Raw genomic sequence first — 18,315 nt, 5'->3', positions numbered from 1 at the left:
ACCTGCAAGATAACCATTATGAATGGTGTTGCCACAGCATCGCTGAGCTAGACCACTGCACCGGTTCACCTGCAAGATTAACCTACTTTGAACGACCAGGACGGAGGGTCAGTTGTGACTGACTCACAGGTTGGCACGGAAGATGCCGCCCTGCAGCACGAATGGTATCGGGCAGTTGCGAAAGTTTTTGCCCGAACCCGCAAGCAGGATCCTTCCGACGTTCCGGATGATGTGTGGAAGAAGCTCATCAAGCCGACTTACGACGGAATAGATGTCAAACCGCTGTATATGCGGACCGATCAAGGACCAGAACCATCTGCTCCCGGTGAATTCCCATATACACGTGGAGCTAAGCTCCTTGAGGCTGACAATGCCGGATGGGGAATTCGCGAGGTTTTTGGACCTGCCGTCGAAGTTAATGCAACTGCCGGCGGACAGAGCGCGAAAGACATTAACAAGCGAATCCTCCACGCACTGAATGTCGGGACCACAGTTATTGAGCTCAAGGGAATTCAACCCACGGATATCTCAGGAGTCCTCAATGACGTCTATCTTGATCTTGCCCCGATTGCGCTTGCTACCCCCTCTGAAGAATTAGGGGACGCTTTTCTCGATTTCCTTGAGGCCAATGGCGACGACAAGACGACTGCTGACCTCGGCGCTTCACCGCTGACGTCAGGCTTCGATTCATCGCAAAGTGTTGATCTCGACACAGCCATTGCATGGGCAAAGAAAGCATCTCAACTTCCCGGGGCAGTTCACGCCATCACTGTCAACGGTGTTTCGTTAAGCAACCAAGGTGCTACAGACTCCCAAGAAATTGGGCTGGTCCTGGCGGCAACGCTTGAGTATTTGCGGAAGCTTACCGAAGCGGGTCTATCTGTCGATGACGCAGTCGATCAGATTTCGATTCGTCTCGCCGCAACCGACGACTTCTTCTCGACGATCTGTAAATTCCGTGCGCTCCGGTCGCTTCTGGCACGCGTGTGGGAAGTGTTGGGGATTGTGGAGCATCCTTTGCCCGCGATCCATGCGGAAACAGCACCAGTGATGTTCGCTCAGCGCGACCCCTACACGAATATTCTCCGGTGCACGATTGCTTCATTTGCGGCAGGCGTCGGTGGGGCCACGAGCGTACTGGTTCATCCCTTCGACTATGCAATCAAGAATGGGTTGCCGGGAGCTCGACGTAGCTTCGCTCATCGCATTGCGCGAAATATCAACCTTCTCCTTTTGGAAGAGTCTCACTTGGGATTTGTTGCTGATCCCGCTGGTGGCTCGTACTACGCTGAGTTCTTCACCGACCAGCTCGAGGAGAAGTCATGGGGAGTCTTAACAGACGTCGAATCTAAGAATGGCTTCATCGCTGAAACCGATAACGGCGATATCCAAAAGCTCCTCGATGAGTCGTATGAAAAGCGTCGCGACGATATTGCCCATCGCCGCACCAAAGTCACAGCGATCAACGAGTTCCCGAACCTGGCAGAAAAGCCTCTCGCGGCTGACCTGCGCACCGAACCCACAGGCGTTCGGCGCTGGGGAGCAGATTTTGAGGCGCTGAGGAACAGGTCGGACGCCTTCTTCGAGAAGGAAGAGAAGCGGCCTGTCATTAAGTTGGCGCCTCTTGGTCCGCTGGCCAAGCACAACATCCGCACTGGTTTCACCACGAACCTTCTGGCTTCTGGTGGTATTCAGGCGGATAACCCAGGGCAAGTCAACCCAGACGACAAGAACTTCGCAGCTCAATTCAAGGACGCTCCCATTGTGGTCGTCTGCGGTACGGATGCGGAATACGCAGAGAACGCTGGTTCCGCAATCGATGCCCTACGAGCTGCAGGAGTGAAGAAAGTTCTCCTGGCGGGCGCTCCGAAGGCCGTTGAGAATCTCGATGATTCTTCAAAGCCTGATGACTACCTGAACATGAAGATTGACGCAGTCTCGACGTTGTCGGGCCTGCTCGATGAGCTCGGCGCATAATCGCTGTTAGGACTGTGACAACAATGAGCACAAGTATTCCGAATTTTGCCGATGTTTCGCGAGCTACAGAGAAGGCAGCGACAACATCAGCTGAAGAAGATAAGGGGACGTGGACAGTCCCCGAGGGTTTCGACGTCAAACGCGTCTATAACGGCGAAGATAGGGAACACGTCCTCAAGGCGGGGCACCCCCTAGATTCGTATCCTGGCATCAAGCCATTTATGCGTGGTCCATATCCCACGATGTATACGAACCGCCCGTGGACAATCCGCCAGTACGCTGGTTTCTCGACCGCTGCAGAGTCGAACGCGTTCTACCGTCGTAACCTAGCCGCTGGTCAGAAGGGTTTGTCGGTGGCCTTCGATCTGCCCACTCACCGTGGTTATGACTCAGATAACCCTCGTGTTCAGGGTGACGTTGGTATGGCTGGTGTGGCCATCGACTCCATCCTGGATATGAAGCAGCTGTTCGAGGGAATTGACCTTGGCAGCGTGTCCGTGTCGATGACGATGAACGGTGCTGTGCTGCCGATTTTGGCTCTGTATATTATCGTCGCCGAAGAACAGGGTGTTCCTCCGGAGAAGCTGGCCGGAACGATTCAGAATGACATTCTGAAGGAGTTCATGGTCCGTAATACTTACATTTATCCTCCACAGCCGTCGATGAGGATTATTTCGGAGATCTTCGAGTACACCTCTAACAAGATGCCGCGGTGGAACTCCATTTCGATTTCCGGCTACCACATTCAGGAAGCTGGAGCGACGGCTGACCTTGAGTTGGCGTACACCCTGGCGGATGGCCTGGAGTACATTCGCGCTGGCCTGAATGCTGGCCTTAACATCGACGCTTTCGCACCTCGCCTCTCGTTCTTCTGGGGCATTTCGATGAATACCTTCATGGAAATTGCGAAGCTCCGTGCTGGCCGTATTTTATGGAGCGAAATCGTCAGCAAGTTCAACCCCGAAAACCCGAAGTCACGCGCTTTGCGTACGCACTCTCAGACATCGGGGTGGTCGCTTACCGCTCAGGATGTGTACAACAACGTCGGGCGTACCTGCATTGAGGCTATGGCGGCAACGCAGGGGCACACGCAGTCACTGCACACGAACGCTCTGGACGAGGCTCTCGCGCTCCCGACAGATTTCTCAGCTCGTATTGCCCGTAACACCCAGCTGATCTTGCAGCAAGAGTCCAATACGGTTCGCCCGGTCGATCCGTGGGCTGGCTCCTACTACGTCGAGTGGTTGACCAACCAGTTGGTCGAGGAAGCTCGCGAGCACATTCGCGAAGTGGAAGAAGCCGGCGGTATGGCGAAGGCTACCGAGCAAGGCATTCCGAAGCTGCGCATCGAAGAGGCTGCAGCACGTACTCAGGCCCGTATCGACTCTGGCCGTCAGGCTCTCATCGGTGTCAACAAGTACGTGGGCGTCGAGGATGAAGCCATCGAAGTTCTGAAGGTCGAAAATAGCCGCGTTCGCCAAGAACAGCACGACAAGCTGGAGAAACTGCGCGCTGAGCGTGATCAGGGTGCCGTCGACCAAGCTCTGAATGCTCTAACCGGAGCTGCGGGCATGGACGGATCCCACGGCAACCTCGAGCACAACCTTCTAAAGCTTGCTGTCGACGCTGCCCGCGTTGGTGCCACCGTCGGTGAGATGTCTGATGCTCTCGAAAAAGTATTCGGCCGTCACCAGGCAGAGATCCACACGCTCTCGGGTGTGTACAAAGACGAGGTAGGTAAGGACCGTTCCGTGGGTAATGTCGCTAAAGCCACCGCTATGGCGGATGCGTTCGCCGAGGAAGAAGGCCGCCGGCCACGTATCTTCATCGCGAAGATCGGACAGGACGGTCACGACCGCGGGCAGAAAGTCGTTGCGTCCGCTTATGCCGACTTAGGGATGGACGTTGACGTCGGACCTCTATTCCAAACTCCTGCCGAAGCTGCTCGGTCTGCTGTTGATTCCGACGTGCACGTCGTCGGGGTATCGTCGCTGGCAGCTAGCCACTTGACGATCGTTCCCGAGCTTCGCGAGGAATTAAAGAAGCTGGGCCGCGAAGACATCATGATCATCGTGGGCGGCGTTATTCCTCCAGGAGATTTCCAAGAACTGTACGACGACGGTGCTGCCGCCATTTACCCACCGGGCACTGTTATCGCAGATTCCGTGATCGACATGCTGACCAAGCTGTCGGCACACATGGGAATCGAGCTTCATATCGATGACGATGAAAAATCGGACGACTCTGAGGCTGAGGACAAAACGGAGGCCTAAGGCATAAAGCTAGGGAATTGCGGCACCATTGTTCTTCCCGGTGGTGATCCTTTCGGGTTGTGCCGAGATTCCTTAGCTGCATGATGAGCGCTCTTTTCCCGGCCGATTGGGGTGGGGAAGGGAGCGCTTTGTCCTCATGATGGGCATTATGTAGAGAGAAACGTCAAACGTCCCGCGGTCGGTCGAGCATCGTGCGGTCGGTCGAGTTTTATACAAATAAATAATTAATTACATATTTTACTTATAGAATTATTTTTATGACGAGCTCTTCGTAGAAAGGCGGAGATATCAATGTCTTCCAATAGCCAAGCGCGGGGAGATGAATTTCTCGAGTCAACCCTCGGGTCATTAACGACGACCGCAGGGACTGAAGTTCCAGGAAAGTCGGCGGTTGCTCCGGAAGCGGTTAAGCGAGCCCGCCACCGCATCGACGTGGATGCTTTGTTCACCTCCGTACGGAATAATGAGCGAACCCAGCTTGCTCGGGCCATCACTTTGCTTGAGTCTTCCGCGCCGGCGCATCACGTGTTGGCCCAAGAACTATTGGTGAAGCTGCTGCCTTTCTCTGGAAAGGCATTGCGAGTAGGTATTACGGGCGTCCCCGGCGTCGGTAAATCGACATTCATTGAACGCCTCGGTTTATACCTTGTAGAAAACGGCCACAAAGTGGCAGTTCTCGCCATTGATCCTTCGTCTACTCGTTCACGAGGATCAATCTTGGGAGACAAAACCCGAATGACGAAGCTCTCGCAAAGCGAGAACGCGTATATTCGGCCATCCCCAAGTGCCGGAACACTTGGTGGTGTAGCTAAAGCAACCCGCGAGACCATGATTGTTATGGAGGCCGCGGGATATGACGTTATCCTCGTCGAGACTGTTGGTGTGGGGCAGTCGGAGGTCGCTGTTAGCGAGATGGTCGACTGCTTCACCTTCCTAGCTCTAGCAGGCGCCGGGGACCAGCTGCAGGGCATCAAAAAAGGCATTCTTGAGCTCGCCGACCTCGTCGCCATCAACAAGGCAGATGGAGACAATGTTCGCCGTGCAAAGAGGGCCGCGCGAGAACTAGGTGCGGCAATGCGCATGGTTCGACCAGCAAATGCCTCATGGAAACCTCCGACGATGACGATGTCCGCTGCTGAAGGTAACGGCGTCGAGGAGTTCTGGAAAGTGGTTGAAGAGCACCACGATCAAATGGTGGCCGAAGGCCGGTTTGATGAGCAACGGAGGAACCAGCAAATCGGCTGGACATGGCAAATGGTCCATGAAACTTTACTGACCCGGTTGAACACATCTGAGGCAGTGAAGAAGGAAAAGAAGTTGATTGAAAAGCAGCTTCGCACCGGCCAGGTGACACCGACGATTGCGGCAGAACGCATCCTCAAGGCTTTTGATACCGGAGAGACCACTGACAGTCAGCTGAGCAAGCGCGAGTAGTTAGGGCAGTGTTCCGAGCATTGCAAAGCCCGGGTTCTCATCAGGATTTGATGGGAACCCGGGTTTATTCTGTGTCCGGAGGGGGACTTGAACCCCCACGCCCGTTAATAGGGCACTAGCACCTCAAGCTAGCGCGTCTGCCATTCCGCCACCCGGACAGGGTAAAAAGTCAGCAATTAGCTGAGCACGAGGCAATACTCTAGTTGTCTCAAAGTCTGTGCACAAATCTGCTGGTCACAAATCGTGACACACGTCTTGAAGGGTTCACGCAATTCCGGATGCGTGGCAATGGGGATTTCTTTTTCCCCTGCGTATCGGGGCTAATTCGATAACTGGTCATCACCGACTGACGCTAGGCAAGGACGTCTTAGTGCGCTACTATTAGGCCAGATTCGCACCGCATCCTGGGGGACAGGCACGCGGAGCGCAATGGGGGATTAATTTTTGGGGGATCTATCTACGATGACATGTTCGTCGCTCAATCCAAGTCCTAATAGATACCGTGTGCCCACGGTATCGCTATCGGCCCATCACCAGCGTAAGAAAGGCCTCCTCGAGTTTACTTGTATCGCTATGGCCGTATGGATGCTAGCGGGGTGTCACACAACCACTGATAAGAGCAGTGAAATAAATTCGGACCTATCCGAGACGACGCTGAGTAGTTCGGTAATGACGCATCCTCCCATTTCTTCACAATCACCAGTGCAACAACGTAGCTCAAAAAAGAACGATGATGAGGTTCCATTGTGGGAGCGTCCGGAAATATTGGCTAAATATCCAGTGAAAGCAAAAAAGAACCCCGACGGATCCTATGACTACTCAGACCCACTTTTTGAGAACGCCGACCTTTGTGAAGACGCCCCACCAGGGTATTGGGAGAGTAGGGGATTCATAAAGAAATCATCCGACAAAGATGAATTTTTGCATTTTAATGACTGCCTTTTGAGAGAGACGAATGAAACGCAGCCACTATTGATGGATTTCGGTACCGACAAACGAAGTAGAGAAGAAGTCCCAGGTAAAAGGGTTGAGAACGAGAATCCTACAACCTTTACACGTTGGGGAAGGATAGTAGGAGATCCTCATTGCGTGGTCTACACCGAAACTCAACTCGGACGCGTCGCGGTTCAAGCTATAGATGAGACACAGACTTTGAACGAAGCAGAATTATGCGATTTAGTTAAGACACTGAATGAGAGGTTAACTTAAAGTGGCCATTTCGATTGATACTTGTTCCCTAGATAGGGCTCTAGAATTCCTAGAGAATGGAAATGATATCTCTGGGGGCAAATATATTCTATATTCCAAAAAATTATCTGGGGACTACACTGGTGAGCCTGGGTTGCGAATGTTGGGAGAGCAACATTGTCAGGTAATTGACGGTGAAACCGGCAGTGCGATGCAAACTTTGCGGCAGCTCCGGCATCTCATCCGCTGGTTGGCTGAAGGCACGAGGGCGATGCGGGGTGCTTTCATCGGCCAAGACGATGCCTCAGCAGCCATACTCTGCGGGCTGAAGTCGATACAGGACACAGAGTTCACCTTCCCGACACGTCCGGATGGGGCATTTAGCCCCTTTGATTTCACTGACCCCACTCACGGTGGCACCGATGACCCGGCGGCCCTCGTGGCCATGCTTGATGCCGGGAACGATAGCGACATTTATGCCCTCGCCGACTATTGGCGCAGCCTGTCCAGTTCTTTAAACAAGACTGTCGACGCCCTCGCACGAGCCCGCACTCAACTGGAAGAAAACACAGGAGAGGCTGTTGATGCCGCCGCCGCGTGCTGTACCCAAGTGATGGCCACGGCTCAATCCTTCGCCGATAACGCCACTGCCATGCATGCGTCGGTCTCCCAACTGCCCCACATCCGGCAGGCCGCCCGTACCCAGATTGCCGCCATCGAAGCCGAGCACGCCGCAGCGGTCGCCGCAGCCACCAACCCCGCCGGAGTACGCGCAGCCGGGGAAGCAGCACGGGCAGCCACTCGTGAATTCATGACCGGTCCTTATCAAGCCATGCTCACCGCGGCGGTGCCACCACTCCGCAACCTCACCGAACGTCCCAACGTCGGCCAGGGTGGAGGACACCTCACTGCACATGCACCAACACCCATACACAGCAGCACAGCCGGTGTTTCCCCGACTAGCGTCATGAGCGCCACCCACGGCACACCAGCCGTCGGAACAGCCGGGACATCCGTCGGAGGAACAACGACCAGCACAGGTGGAGGACCAGCAGGCGGAGGGGTAGTTGGCAACACCACCACACCACCGACCCCGGCAAATACAGTCCCCGCCGCGGTTCCTTCTCAATTCCGGCCATCTAAGGGAACGAACAGTTTTTCTCCTTCACACACCAATCCCGGAGCATCCGCACATACACACATCCCCATGCCGTATGGGCCGCCGACAACTAATGCGGTCAATCAGTCGCCACGTACCTCCGCACCTCACACTCCACGGACCTCGTATAACAATGGCCGTAACAATCACACAGTGACACCCAGGTCCCAAGATCCGTGGAACCGGAACAACGCGAACGCTTACCACAAGTCGATGAAGCCCAATTCCCCAACTTCACATCTCGATAAAAGCCCCGCGGGTTCACACAGCGAACCTCGGACCCGCAGCGTCATAGTGCACCCTGGTCCTCATGACCACAGCCCAGTGCATGGCAACGACCGCAATAGGTTTTCACACAGTGACATGACGGACCGTGGAAATTCATACAACGATCGAAATTACGGTCACAACGAACACTCAACGGGACGAAGTAACTTTCCACATCCCACCGGGCACGACGGTTCACGCCCAACCACGGGCAGGACGGGCATCGCGCCCATGGGCGGCTACGGCAACTCATCTAAAAAACAAAAACAAGAGCCAGAAGGGAAATACAAGCCCATCACCAGCGAATTCGAAGCAGAGTACAACCTCCGGCAACTCCGGGGAGATATTGGTCTCACCACGCCACACGTGATCGGCGCACAACTGCGGGAAAACAAGTGAACCGCTGCATCGGAACAGATATCCGGGCATACTGGGGTCATGAGCGATTCACCGAAAGCAACCGACAACACGCAAGAACCAACCTCTGGTACCACCGCGACCAGCACACCGAGTTACGTTGACCCCCGATTCAAAGCCGCAGACCCATACGCATACCTACCGGACGTTCCCACATTTCCGCTAAGCAGTGCAGACTTCTCATCGGGCGATGAACTACCAGACGACTTGCAAGGACCCGACGGGGTTTCACCCCAACTCTCGTGGTCTGACCTTCCAGAAGGAACAAAATCCCTGGCAGTTACCGTCTACGACCCCGATGCCCCCACGGTCTCCGGATACTGGCACTGGGCAGTATTCAATCTCCCAGCCAATCTCACAGAACTCCCCAAAAACGCCGGATCCGAAGACACGCCATCCCTCCCGGAAGGCGCCCAAACCCTCAAAGGCGACTCGGGAAAACGCGGCTACTACGGGGCAATGCCTCCAGAAGGACACGGCCCGCACCGCTACCTCTATGCCGTGCACGCCGTCGACGTCGACAAGCTCGACATCCCGGAGGACTCAACTCCGACAATCCTCGGTTTCAACCTCAACTTCCACACCCTCGCACGCTCAATAATTTGGGGCTGGGCAGAAAACTAAAGAACCACTACGAGGCTGGGATCCAGGGGAGTTCCCGGCCCACAGCCTCAGCGATCGAACTCAATCCATGGCGTCGAACCTGCTCTGCCAAACCACGATGGATATCTCGAATCCAATCTGGGCCACCATAAATCAACCCGGTGTACCCCTCGAGCAAACTCGCGCCCGCACCGATACGCTCCCACGCCTGCTGCGGGGTCTCAATTCCACCGACAGAGACAAGAGCCAACGACCCACCCATGTGTTTGCGTAACAAACGCAGAACCTCCAGGGAACGGTCCGCCACCGGGCGACCCGACACACCACCAGCCCCCATCGCCTCCACCTCAGTCGACGGCGTCGTTAAATGCTCGCGGGAAATGGTCGTATTCGTCGCCACAATCCCAGCAAGCCCCTTCTCCAGGGCCAAATCCGCAACCGCGATAATGTCGTCATCACACAGGTCAGGGGCAATTTTAACCAACACAGGTGTGTCCTCGACCTCATCAAGAACAGCGTCCACAATTGGCCCCAAAGAATCCACAGCCTGCAAATCCCGTAACCCCGGGGTATTCGGGCTCGAGACGTTCACCACCACGAAATCTGCGTGATGCCCAAGCAAACGAGCCGATAAGCGATAATCCTCTGCAGCCTCGTCAATCGGGGTTTTCTTCGTCTTCCCGATATTAACCGCAATCACATCACGGCTTCGGCGGCGAGCAATTCGCCGTGCGCACACCACGGCACCCTCGTTGTTAAAGCCCATCCGATTTAAAATCGCATGGTCCCGTCGCAACCTAAAAAGCCGGGGGGAGGGATTACCAGGTTGTCCCTCCGCGGTCACAGTACCTAGCTCCGCGAACCCAAAGCCCAAAGGAGCCCACACATCCGGGGACGTTGCGCTCTTATCAAACCCCGCAGCCAGGCCCAACGGACGAGGAAACTTCACACCGAAAACAGTCTGTTCCAGCGCTGTGTCATGAACAGCCCACCATCGCTCAAGAGCCCGATTAGCCATCGACATACGCTGAAAAATGGCCAAGGCCTTCGTCATTAATGAATGAATAGTCTCAGGGTCCAAGCGAAACATTTGCCGCAACGACCAGGAGTAAATAGCGCTTCGTACGGGATGTTCCTTCCTGCATTCGTCAAGATCGGCATCAATACGATCATTGCTGGTCAACGACATGGTTACGCTTCCTTCTTCACGGGATAACTCGGCTCACTCGAGGCTCCTTCATGACGTGCCTCGCTGACCTGATCCTTCGATATGTGTTGCACGGTCGACGACTGCGGCGACGCAATCAACAGGCCCCCATCGCCGTCAACAACAACCGACTGAGCATCGGGAATCGTATGCACCGTCGCTACCTTGACTGGAACACCCGACGAAATGTCATAACCAATGACAGTGTTCTTGCCCGTTGACGTCACCCATACCGTGCGCGTGTTGGCATCCCACGTCACACCCCACGGAACGGAATCGGTATGGATTGTTTGGTGTTTCCTCAAGATATCGTTGGCCGTGAAAATCTCAATCGAGTTCAACTTGGTTGACGACGCCACAACGACGCCGTCCTGCCCACCGGCAATTTGCCCAGCACCTTGGCCGATTCGTAGCGACGAGCCTTCCTTGTCCTCACCGGGGTACACACCCGTCAAACTCGACTGCTTCTTGTCAAACACTGCTGACATCTCTTTATCTGACCCAGATTTAGGATCAGGATCCACGATCAGCGATTGGATTGCTCCTTCGCCAATAGAAACAGTTGACTTTCCATCCTTATCGGAACCGTCCAGAGGGAAGTACTTGATTTTCTTCTCACCGGCGAAAGTCACACTGGCAACATCGTTGGTCACCGCCGCCGTCGTCGCGGTGCCGTCAACCTCGAGATCGTGAACCTTCTTACCTTGTCCATCGAAAACGAGCACATGGTTCTCGCATGCGACAGAAAAACCGCCGCCCGCAGCACGAGAAAGATCTTTACAATCCTTGCCAAGATCAACGGCCTTGGGACTACCGTTCGTCCAGTCCGACGAGGTTCCGACTACCATTTTTCCACCGGACAGCCCCGCGATGACTGGTGAGTCTGATTGACCACTCACCACCACATCGGAAACACCGTCGCCAGGGAGGTCAACATCGCGAGTATCTCCCGACGGGGGTTCCGCGGCAGGTACCGACGTCGGAGAAACGTCTTCTGCCTTCGATAACGCTTCTTGATCATCGCTGCGTGAGCAACCCGCCAACATCGTGACGGCCAGACCACTGCAACACGCGATGCTTATCGCTCGCGCACCGAGACGACGTTGTTTGCGCTGCGTCGGCAATGTACCAGTACGAATCGATTGACCAGGAGTACCGTCGGAAATCACTCTCGTAACGCTACTACAGGTCAAGGAGCTAAGACACCAAGGCGACGACCAAAAAATGCGCGGTGATTCTCACATGCTTTCGTTCGTGGACGAATAGCCCATACGCTGGAGGATAACGGTGAGGCCATAAAGTTGCTAGCCTACTTGCCGTGTCTCTATCCATTTCCGGGCTCCTAGTCCGGGCTACACGACAGGTAGTTTCTATGGCCAATTCGGCACTCACCTCTATTTCAGGGGGAGTTCACGATGCGTTCGCGCACGTACATCAGCTCCACCAAGCTCACGGTTTTCTTGGATCGGTGACGGGAAGAATCCACGAAACCGCATCCTTATTAGCGCAATCACCAGCCTCGTGGCTGAGTCAGGCGGACACGTCCGCTCACGCTGCTAGCCATGCCCATGTAGCCACTGATCTTGCGGCCGCCGGTACCGAGACCCACATGAGTTGGATACAAACGATCATCCTGTCGATCATCCAGGGCCTCACAGAGTTCTTGCCTGTGTCATCGTCGGGCCATCTCCGGATCGTGTCCCAACTTCTGTGGAACCAGGATGCTGGTGCCTCATTCACTGCCGTCGTTCAGTTGGGGACAGAAGCGGCAGTGTTGGTGTTTTTTGCCAAGGACATTTGGCGCATCATCACCGGATGGTTCGCTGGCCTGATGGATAAAACCAAGCGCGGGGCCGACTACCGCATGGGGTGGATGGTGATTGTGGGCACCATTCCCGTGGGAATTCTTGGATACCTCCTCAAAGACTTCATCCGCGACAATTTCCGCAATTTGTGGCTCACCGCCGCGGTGCTCATCCTGTTCTCGTCCGTGTTCATTTGGGCCGAACGGGTGGGCCGTCACACGCGGACGGAGAAAGACTTGACCATGCGCGACGCCATCATCATGGGGTTCGCTCAATGCCTTGCGCTCATTCCCGGCGTCTCTCGTTCGGGTGGCACCGTGTCCGCGGGGCTCTTCCTTAACCAGGATCGTGAGGCTGCGACGCGTTTTTCGTTTTTGCTAGCTATCCCTGCCGTTCTGGCTTCCGGACTTTTTTCTCTGCCTGATGCTTTTCACCCATCCGACGGGCAAATCGCTTCCGGTCCGCAACTTTTGGTAGGTACCTTAATAGCGTTTGCGCTGGGCTACGCCTCTATTGCGTGGTTGCTCAAATTCGTCGCCAACCATTCATTTGCCTGGTTTGCTGCGTACCGCATCCCGGTGGGGATTATCGTAATGATCCTCCTGGCTACAGGCGTGATGGCAGCCGCCTAAGCCCTATCGCCCGGAGGGCCGTAGACTAAGGCTCATGCAGTCGTGGCAAAAACCCCTTGTTGCTGATTTCCGTTCCGTTGTCGGGGAGGACCAGCCGGTTCCTCTCCACATGTGGGATACGGCATCCCGTAAGATCACCCCTCTCACACCGTTCGACGAGGCGACGGTGTATGTCTGCGGAATTACCCCGTATGATTCGACGCACTTGGGGCATGCTGCTACGTACGTCACCTTTGACGTTTTGAATCGGCAGTTACTGGCGAATGGCCACCGCGTGAACTTCGTGCAAAATGTTACTGACGTGGATGATCCGCTGTTCGAGCGAGCCCAACGCGACGGGGTGGATTGGCAGGAGCTGGGGGAGGAACAAACCGACCTCTTCCGCCAGGATATGGCTAATCTTGGGGTGATTCCACCAACGTCATATGTCGGTGCAGTTGAAGCTATTCCCGACGTCATCGACATGGTTAGTACTTTGCTCGACAACGGGTCTGCCTATGTTGTGGACGATCCCACCTACCCAGATGTCTATGCCGATCGAACAGCGACTCCACAATTCGGTTACGAATCGCGTTACGACGAATCCACGATGGAACAATTCTTCGCGGAGAGGGGCGGCGATCCAGACCGCCCCGGGAAACGCGATCCATTAGATTCCCTACTGTGGCGTGCAGAGCGCCCCGGTGAACCTGCGTGGGATTCACCCTTTGGACGCGGACGGCCCGGCTGGCATATTGAGTGCGCCGCTATTGCAGCGCGGTATTTAGGCAGTCATTTTGATGTCCAGGGCGGGGGAGAGGACCTCATTTTCCCTCACCACGAATACTCGGCAGCCCACGTAGAAGCGGCATGCGGTGTAGAACGCATGGCTGACCATTACATGCACACCGGACTTATCGCCCTCGGTGGCGTCAAGATGAGCAAGTCGTTGGGCAACCTTGTATTTGTATCCAGGTTGTGCAATGCCGGAACTGATCCATCGTCCATCCGTTTAGCCCTCTATGCAGGGCATTACCGTGACCAGCGCAACTGGTCGGATGCTCTTCTGGCTGCCGCCTCACGACGTTTAGCGCTGTGGCGCACCGCCGCCGAGGCGGTTCATACCCACAACGATGCTGATTCTGAAGCGCGAGCCCGTCGACTAGTTGACGACGTTCGTCGCGCCCTCGCAACTGACTTGGACACACCAGCCGCTGTCGATCTCATCGACGAGTGGGCAGGCGGTATCGTCGACAAGGAGAAGATCTGGAACCTGCCTGGTGTCGACGGGAAGAACGCCCACGAATCGCTATCTGTTCCAGTTCCCTGCGCGGCTCCAGCAGCGGATGAAAAACTCAGTGTTGCTCAAGGGAAGATCACTATTCTGGACGACGGGAAAGACAGCGAAGCGGATGCCAAGTCTGTGGAGCTTGCGTCCGCAACGGCGGGTACCCAGCGGTGCGGAGCGCACTCACATGCATCAGGGGAACTTACTGTAGACCTGTTACCCGCAACCCATCAGCGCGGTGATGACCCTTCTGCTTTATATTCTCATCTTTCACCCGCTGCAGCTCTCGTTGCCGGGTGTGTCGATGCTCTGCTTGGGCTGAAACTGTAAATCACCGCCGGATTTGGTCGAGCACCCCAACAATAGACTAAGCTGTCTATCCGTGAATGATGAGTGTCAACCTTTGAATCCTACGAGTTCCGAGTTTCTCCAGGCCCTCCATGACCGGGTACTTATCGGTGACGGAGCTATGGGGACGCAACTTCAAGCTATTGAGCTTGACTTAGACGCAGATTTCCAAGGACTCGAGGGATGCAACGAAATTCTCAACATCACCCGCCCCGACATCTTGGCCGACATTCACCGCCGATACTTCGAAGCGGGAGCCGATGCTGTAGAAACAAATACCTTCGGCTGCAACCTTCCCAATTTTGCAGACTACGGTATCGAAGATCGCATTCAGGAGATTGCATACGCCGGCGCCCAGATCGCTCGATCGGTTGCTGACGACATGGGGCCTGGCCGAGAAGGCATGAGGCGTTTCGTCCTCGGATCATTAGGTCCGGGAACAAAGCTTCCGACACTCGGGCATGCTCCGTTCTCAGATCTCCGCGATGCATACACGGAAGCAGCCCGCGGATTAGTCCGCGGTGGGGCAGACGCCATCCTGATCGAGACCGCACAAGACCTCTTGCAAGTCAAAGCCGCGGTACACGGCGTCCAGCAGGCTTTCGACGATTGCGGGACCACCTTACCGATCATGTGCCACGTGACGGTAGAAACCACCGGCACAATGCTGCTGGGGTCAGAAATCGGCGCAGCCCTCACCGCCCTGGAACGCCTAGGCATTGACGTCATCGGGATGAACTGCGCAACCGGCCCCGACGAGATGAACGAGCACCTGCGTTACTTATCTGCTCATGCGCCCATGCCGGTATCAGTCATGCCGAACGCTGGCTTGCCGGAGCTCGGCGCCAACGGGGCTGTCTATCCCTTGACTCCCGACGAACTTGCCGCAGCGAGTGTCCACTTTGTGCGCGATTATGGTCTCTCCATGGTCGGCGGCTGTTGCGGGACAACCCCAGAGCACATAACTGCTGTTCGTGACGCGGTGATCGGTTCGCCGGACTCACAACAGGACGCCTCGGAGTCTCCCACCGTCACACGCCCGGCGCGCCACCACGACTTCGACGATAATGTCTCATCTCTGTATTCAACCGTGCCGCTGACTCAGGACACGGGGATCACCATGATTGGGGAGCGGACGAACTCTAACGGTTCCAAGGCTTTCCGCACGGCGATGCTCGAGGGCGACTGGAATAAGTGCTTGGATATCGCGAAGGCCCAGACTCGCGACGGCGCCCACATGATTGATTTGTGCGTCGACTATGTGGGCCGTGACGGCACCCAAGACATGGCCGAGCTTGCGAGCCGTTTGGCGACGAACTCGACGCTGCCGATCATGTTGGATTCGACGGAGCCCGATGTTATCCGTGTGGGACTTGAGCACCTTGGTGGCCGGTGCGCGATCAACTCGGTGAATTTTGAGGACGGTGACGGCCCGGGGTCCCGCTATGACCGGATTATGTCACTGGTCAAGAAGCATGGAGCGGCGGTAGTGGCTCTCACTATCGACGAAGAGGGGCAGGCGCGGACTGCAGAGAAGAAAGTTGAGATCGCTGAACGCCTTATTTCGGACATCACCACGCGGTGGGGGCTCCGCGAAAGCGACATCATCGTCGATTGCCTTACTTTCCCGATTTCAACCGGACAAGTAGAGACCCGGCGCGATGGTATCGAAACGATCAACGCCATTCGCGAAATCACCACACGTCACCCCGACATCCACACCACGCTGGGACTGTCGAATATTTCTTTCGGGCTTAATCCGGCAGCACGCCAAGTCTTGAATTCAGTCTTTCTGAATGAATGTATCGAGGCCGGGCTGGATACAGCCATTGCCCACTCCAGCAAGATCGTACCGATGAACCGTATCGATGACGATCAACGCACCGTCGCCCTGGACATGGTCTATAACCGTCGTGGAACGGAAGGACGAGGTGGAACGGCCCCAGAGGATTACGATCCGCTGCAAACCTTCATGGAATTATTCGAAGGCGTCTCGGCCGCCGATGCCAAGGACGCACGGGCAGAGGCCCTGCAGGCACTCCCGCTCTTTAAGCGGCTAGCGCAGCGCATCATCGATGGAGAAAAGAACGGACTTGAAGCTGATCTCGATCTCGCCCGAGCTGACAAAGACCCCCTCGAGATCATTAACCAAGATCTCTTGTCTGGCATGAAAGTAGTCGGAGACCTCTTCGGCTCGGGCCAGATGCAGCTTCCCTTCGTGCTGCAATCAGCTGAAACAATGAAAACAGCCGTATCCCACCTTGAACAGTTCATGGAGGCTACCGACGACTCCGCCTCCAAGGGCAAGATCATCCTGGCCACGGTCAAAGGAGACGTCCACGATATCGGGAAAAACCTCGTGGACATTATCTTGTCCAATAACGGCTACGACGTAGTTAACCTGGGCATCAAACAACCAATTTCCAGCATCCTTCACGCAGCATCTGAGCACCACGCTGATGTCATCGGCATGTCCGGACTTTTAGTGAAATCGACGGTCGTCATGAAAGACAACCTCCTCGAGATGAACACAGCCGGCGCAGCCACCTATCCCGTCCTCCTCGGCGGAGCAGCACTGACTCGCACCTACGTCGAAAATGACCTCGACGAACTCTACCAGGGCGATGTCCACTATGCGCGCGACGCTTTCGAAGGCCTGAACTTGATGGATCAGATCATGTCCATGAAGCGCGGCTCACAGCGAGAACTCACCGAAGAACAAATCGCCGCTGCCACACGCGCACAAAAAAAGAAAGAAGAACGGAAAGCCAGGCACGAACGCTCACGAAAGATCGCCGCAAAGCGGAAAGCAGAAAGCACCCCTGCCGTCATTCCTGATCGCTCCGACGTCGCCACCGATACCCCCATCGCAACCCCACCATTCTGGGGCACACGCATAGTCAAAGGCCTACCCGTCAGAGACTATCTCACCTGCCTCGACGAACGCGCCCTTTTCATGGGCCAGTGGGGCCTCCGCGGAACACGTGGCGGCGACGGCCCCTCCTACGAGGAACTCGTCGAAACCGAAGGGCGCCCACGGCTCAGAGCATGGATCAATGATCTCAAAGCAGAAGGAATCCTCAACCACTCGGCTGTCGTCTACGGATACTTCCCGGCTGTCTCAGAAGGCAACACCGTCCACATCCTGCCCGTGCCCGACGAGGCAGAAAACCCAGATCCCGCGGCACAACCCGTGACATCATTCGAGTTCCCACGCCAACAACGGGGACGGTTCCTCTGCATCGCAGACTTCATCCGCTCACGCGACGAAGCCCAGCGCACCGGGCACACCGACGTCTTCCCACTTCAGCTCGTCACCATGGGGCAACCCATCGCGGACAAAGCCAACGTCCTCTTCACAGACAACCACTACCGCGAATACCTCGAACTCCACGGCATCGGCGTCCAACTCACCGAAGCTCTTGCCGAATACTGGCACTCCCGCGTCCGAGCCGAACTCGCCTTCGCCGACGGCACCCACGCCGGCGACGACGACGGCACCGAAGACCGAGCATTCTTCGACCTCAAATACCGAGGAGCACGCTACTCCTTTGGCTACGGATCATGCCCCGACCTGGAATCGCGCCGGGCACTGGTGGACCTTCTACGTCCTGAGCGGATCGGCGTCGAGTTGTCTGAAGAGCTGCAATTGCACCCTGAGCAATCAACTGACGCGTTCGTGCTTTACCACCCGGAGGCAAAGTATTTCAATGTGTAAATTCGTGCCACGACCGGAAC

10 protein-coding genes, 1 tRNA gene and 1 pseudogene are annotated in these 18,315 nt (G+C 55.8%); 9 read left to right on the top strand and 3 right to left on the bottom strand.

The features are described from left to right. Window positions 1-114: 114 nt before the first annotated feature. From KCQ76_RS00420 to meaB, 3 genes are all read left to right on the top strand, one after another. A complete protein-coding gene (locus tag KCQ76_RS00420) occupies window positions 115-1,977 on the top strand; it encodes a methylmalonyl-CoA mutase family protein (RefSeq protein WP_046202317.1) in 1,863 nt (620 codons plus the stop codon). A gap of 23 nt (window positions 1,978-2,000) precedes the next feature. After that, window positions 2,001-4,250 carry a methylmalonyl-CoA mutase gene (scpA, locus tag KCQ76_RS00415; protein WP_046202318.1) on the top strand — a complete coding sequence of 750 codons (2,250 nt, stop codon included), beginning with the start codon at window positions 2,001-2,003 and terminating at the stop codon, window positions 4,248-4,250. Between the two features lie 291 nt (window positions 4,251-4,541). Further along, window positions 4,542-5,684 (top strand): methylmalonyl Co-A mutase-associated GTPase MeaB, encoded by a 1,143-nt coding sequence (gene meaB, locus KCQ76_RS00410; RefSeq protein ID WP_046202319.1) that lies wholly within the window; start codon window positions 4,542-4,544, stop codon window positions 5,682-5,684. A gap of 72 nt (window positions 5,685-5,756) precedes the next feature. Here the strand turns inward: meaB and KCQ76_RS00405 are convergent. Continuing rightward, window positions 5,757-5,842, bottom strand: a tRNA-Leu gene (locus KCQ76_RS00405). A 511-nt stretch (window positions 5,843-6,353) separates the two neighbouring features. Between KCQ76_RS00405 and KCQ76_RS00400 the strand changes: the two genes are divergently transcribed. The 3 genes from KCQ76_RS00400 (at window position 6,354) to KCQ76_RS00390 (ending at window position 9,339) form a co-directional block, all read left to right on the top strand. Then, window positions 6,354-6,893 (top strand): hypothetical protein, encoded by a 540-nt coding sequence (locus tag KCQ76_RS00400; RefSeq protein WP_146003221.1) that lies wholly within the window; start codon window positions 6,354-6,356, stop codon window positions 6,891-6,893. A gap of 190 nt (window positions 6,894-7,083) precedes the next feature. Then, complete coding sequence (locus tag KCQ76_RS00395; protein ID WP_236881541.1) at window positions 7,084-8,697, top strand: hypothetical protein; 1,614 nt, start codon at window positions 7,084-7,086, stop codon at window positions 8,695-8,697. Window positions 8,698-8,736: 39 nt separating this feature from the next. Next, window positions 8,737-9,339 (top strand): YbhB/YbcL family Raf kinase inhibitor-like protein, encoded by a 603-nt coding sequence (locus KCQ76_RS00390; protein WP_046202322.1) that lies wholly within the window; start codon window positions 8,737-8,739, stop codon window positions 9,337-9,339. Window positions 9,340-9,346: 7 nt separating this feature from the next. Here KCQ76_RS00390 and KCQ76_RS00385 read toward each other — a convergent pair whose 3' ends face one another. After that, entirely contained in the window at window positions 9,347-10,507 is a 1,161-nt protein-coding gene (locus tag KCQ76_RS00385; RefSeq protein WP_082089847.1) for a quinone-dependent dihydroorotate dehydrogenase, read from the bottom strand. A gap of 2 nt (window positions 10,508-10,509) precedes the next feature. Further along, window positions 10,510-11,694, bottom strand: a complete 1,185-nt coding sequence (locus KCQ76_RS00380) for a YncE family protein (protein WP_221914770.1) — start codon at window positions 11,692-11,694, stop codon at window positions 10,510-10,512. A 440-nt stretch (window positions 11,695-12,134) separates the two neighbouring features. On the opposite strand from KCQ76_RS00380, the gene KCQ76_RS00375 reads away from it, so the two are divergent. From KCQ76_RS00375 to metH, 3 genes and pseudogenes are all read left to right on the top strand, one after another. Further along, the gene (locus KCQ76_RS00375) at window positions 12,135-12,962 is read left to right on the top strand and encodes an undecaprenyl-diphosphate phosphatase (protein WP_046202427.1); all 828 of its coding nucleotides are present in this window, start codon (window positions 12,135-12,137) and stop codon (window positions 12,960-12,962) included. A gap of 34 nt (window positions 12,963-12,996) precedes the next feature. Continuing rightward, window positions 12,997-14,184: pseudogene (mshC, locus tag KCQ76_RS00370) on the top strand (cysteine--1-D-myo-inosityl 2-amino-2-deoxy-alpha-D-glucopyranoside ligase); the annotation flags it as partial. 514 nt (window positions 14,185-14,698) lie between these two features. Beyond that, window positions 14,699-18,295 carry a methionine synthase gene (metH, locus tag KCQ76_RS00365; RefSeq protein WP_373369241.1) on the top strand — a complete coding sequence of 1,199 codons (3,597 nt, stop codon included), beginning with the start codon at window positions 14,699-14,701 and terminating at the stop codon, window positions 18,293-18,295. Window positions 18,296-18,315: the final 20 nt, after the last annotated feature.

It is taken from the genome of Corynebacterium parakroppenstedtii (assembly GCF_019754935.1).
GTDB classification, from domain to species: Bacteria; Actinomycetota; Actinomycetes; order Mycobacteriales; family Mycobacteriaceae; genus Corynebacterium; species Corynebacterium parakroppenstedtii.
Note: the sequence above shows the minus strand (reverse complement) of the source record. Positions and strands in the feature narration are given on the sequence as shown.

Bases quoted from the DNA above. Each gene is read 5' to 3' on its own strand.
- scpA (WP_046202318.1), top strand. From the start codon at position 2,001: ATGAGCACAAGTATTCCGAATTTTGCCGATGTTTCGCGAGCTACAGAG.
- meaB (WP_046202319.1), top strand. From the start codon at position 4,542: ATGTCTTCCAATAGCCAAGCGCGGGGAGATGAATTTCTCGAGTCAACC.
- KCQ76_RS00400 (WP_146003221.1), top strand. From the start codon at position 6,354: ATGACGCATCCTCCCATTTCTTCACAATCACCAGTGCAACAACGTAGC.
- KCQ76_RS00395 (WP_236881541.1), top strand. From the start codon at position 7,084: ATGCAAACTTTGCGGCAGCTCCGGCATCTCATCCGCTGGTTGGCTGAA.
- KCQ76_RS00390 (WP_046202322.1), top strand. From the start codon at position 8,737: ATGAGCGATTCACCGAAAGCAACCGACAACACGCAAGAACCAACCTCT.
- KCQ76_RS00385 (WP_082089847.1), bottom strand. From the start codon at position 10,507: ATGTCGTTGACCAGCAATGATCGTATTGATGCCGATCTTGACGAATGC.
- KCQ76_RS00375 (WP_046202427.1), top strand. From the start codon at position 12,135: ATGAGTTGGATACAAACGATCATCCTGTCGATCATCCAGGGCCTCACA.
- metH (WP_373369241.1), top strand. From the start codon at position 14,699: ATGGGGACGCAACTTCAAGCTATTGAGCTTGACTTAGACGCAGATTTC.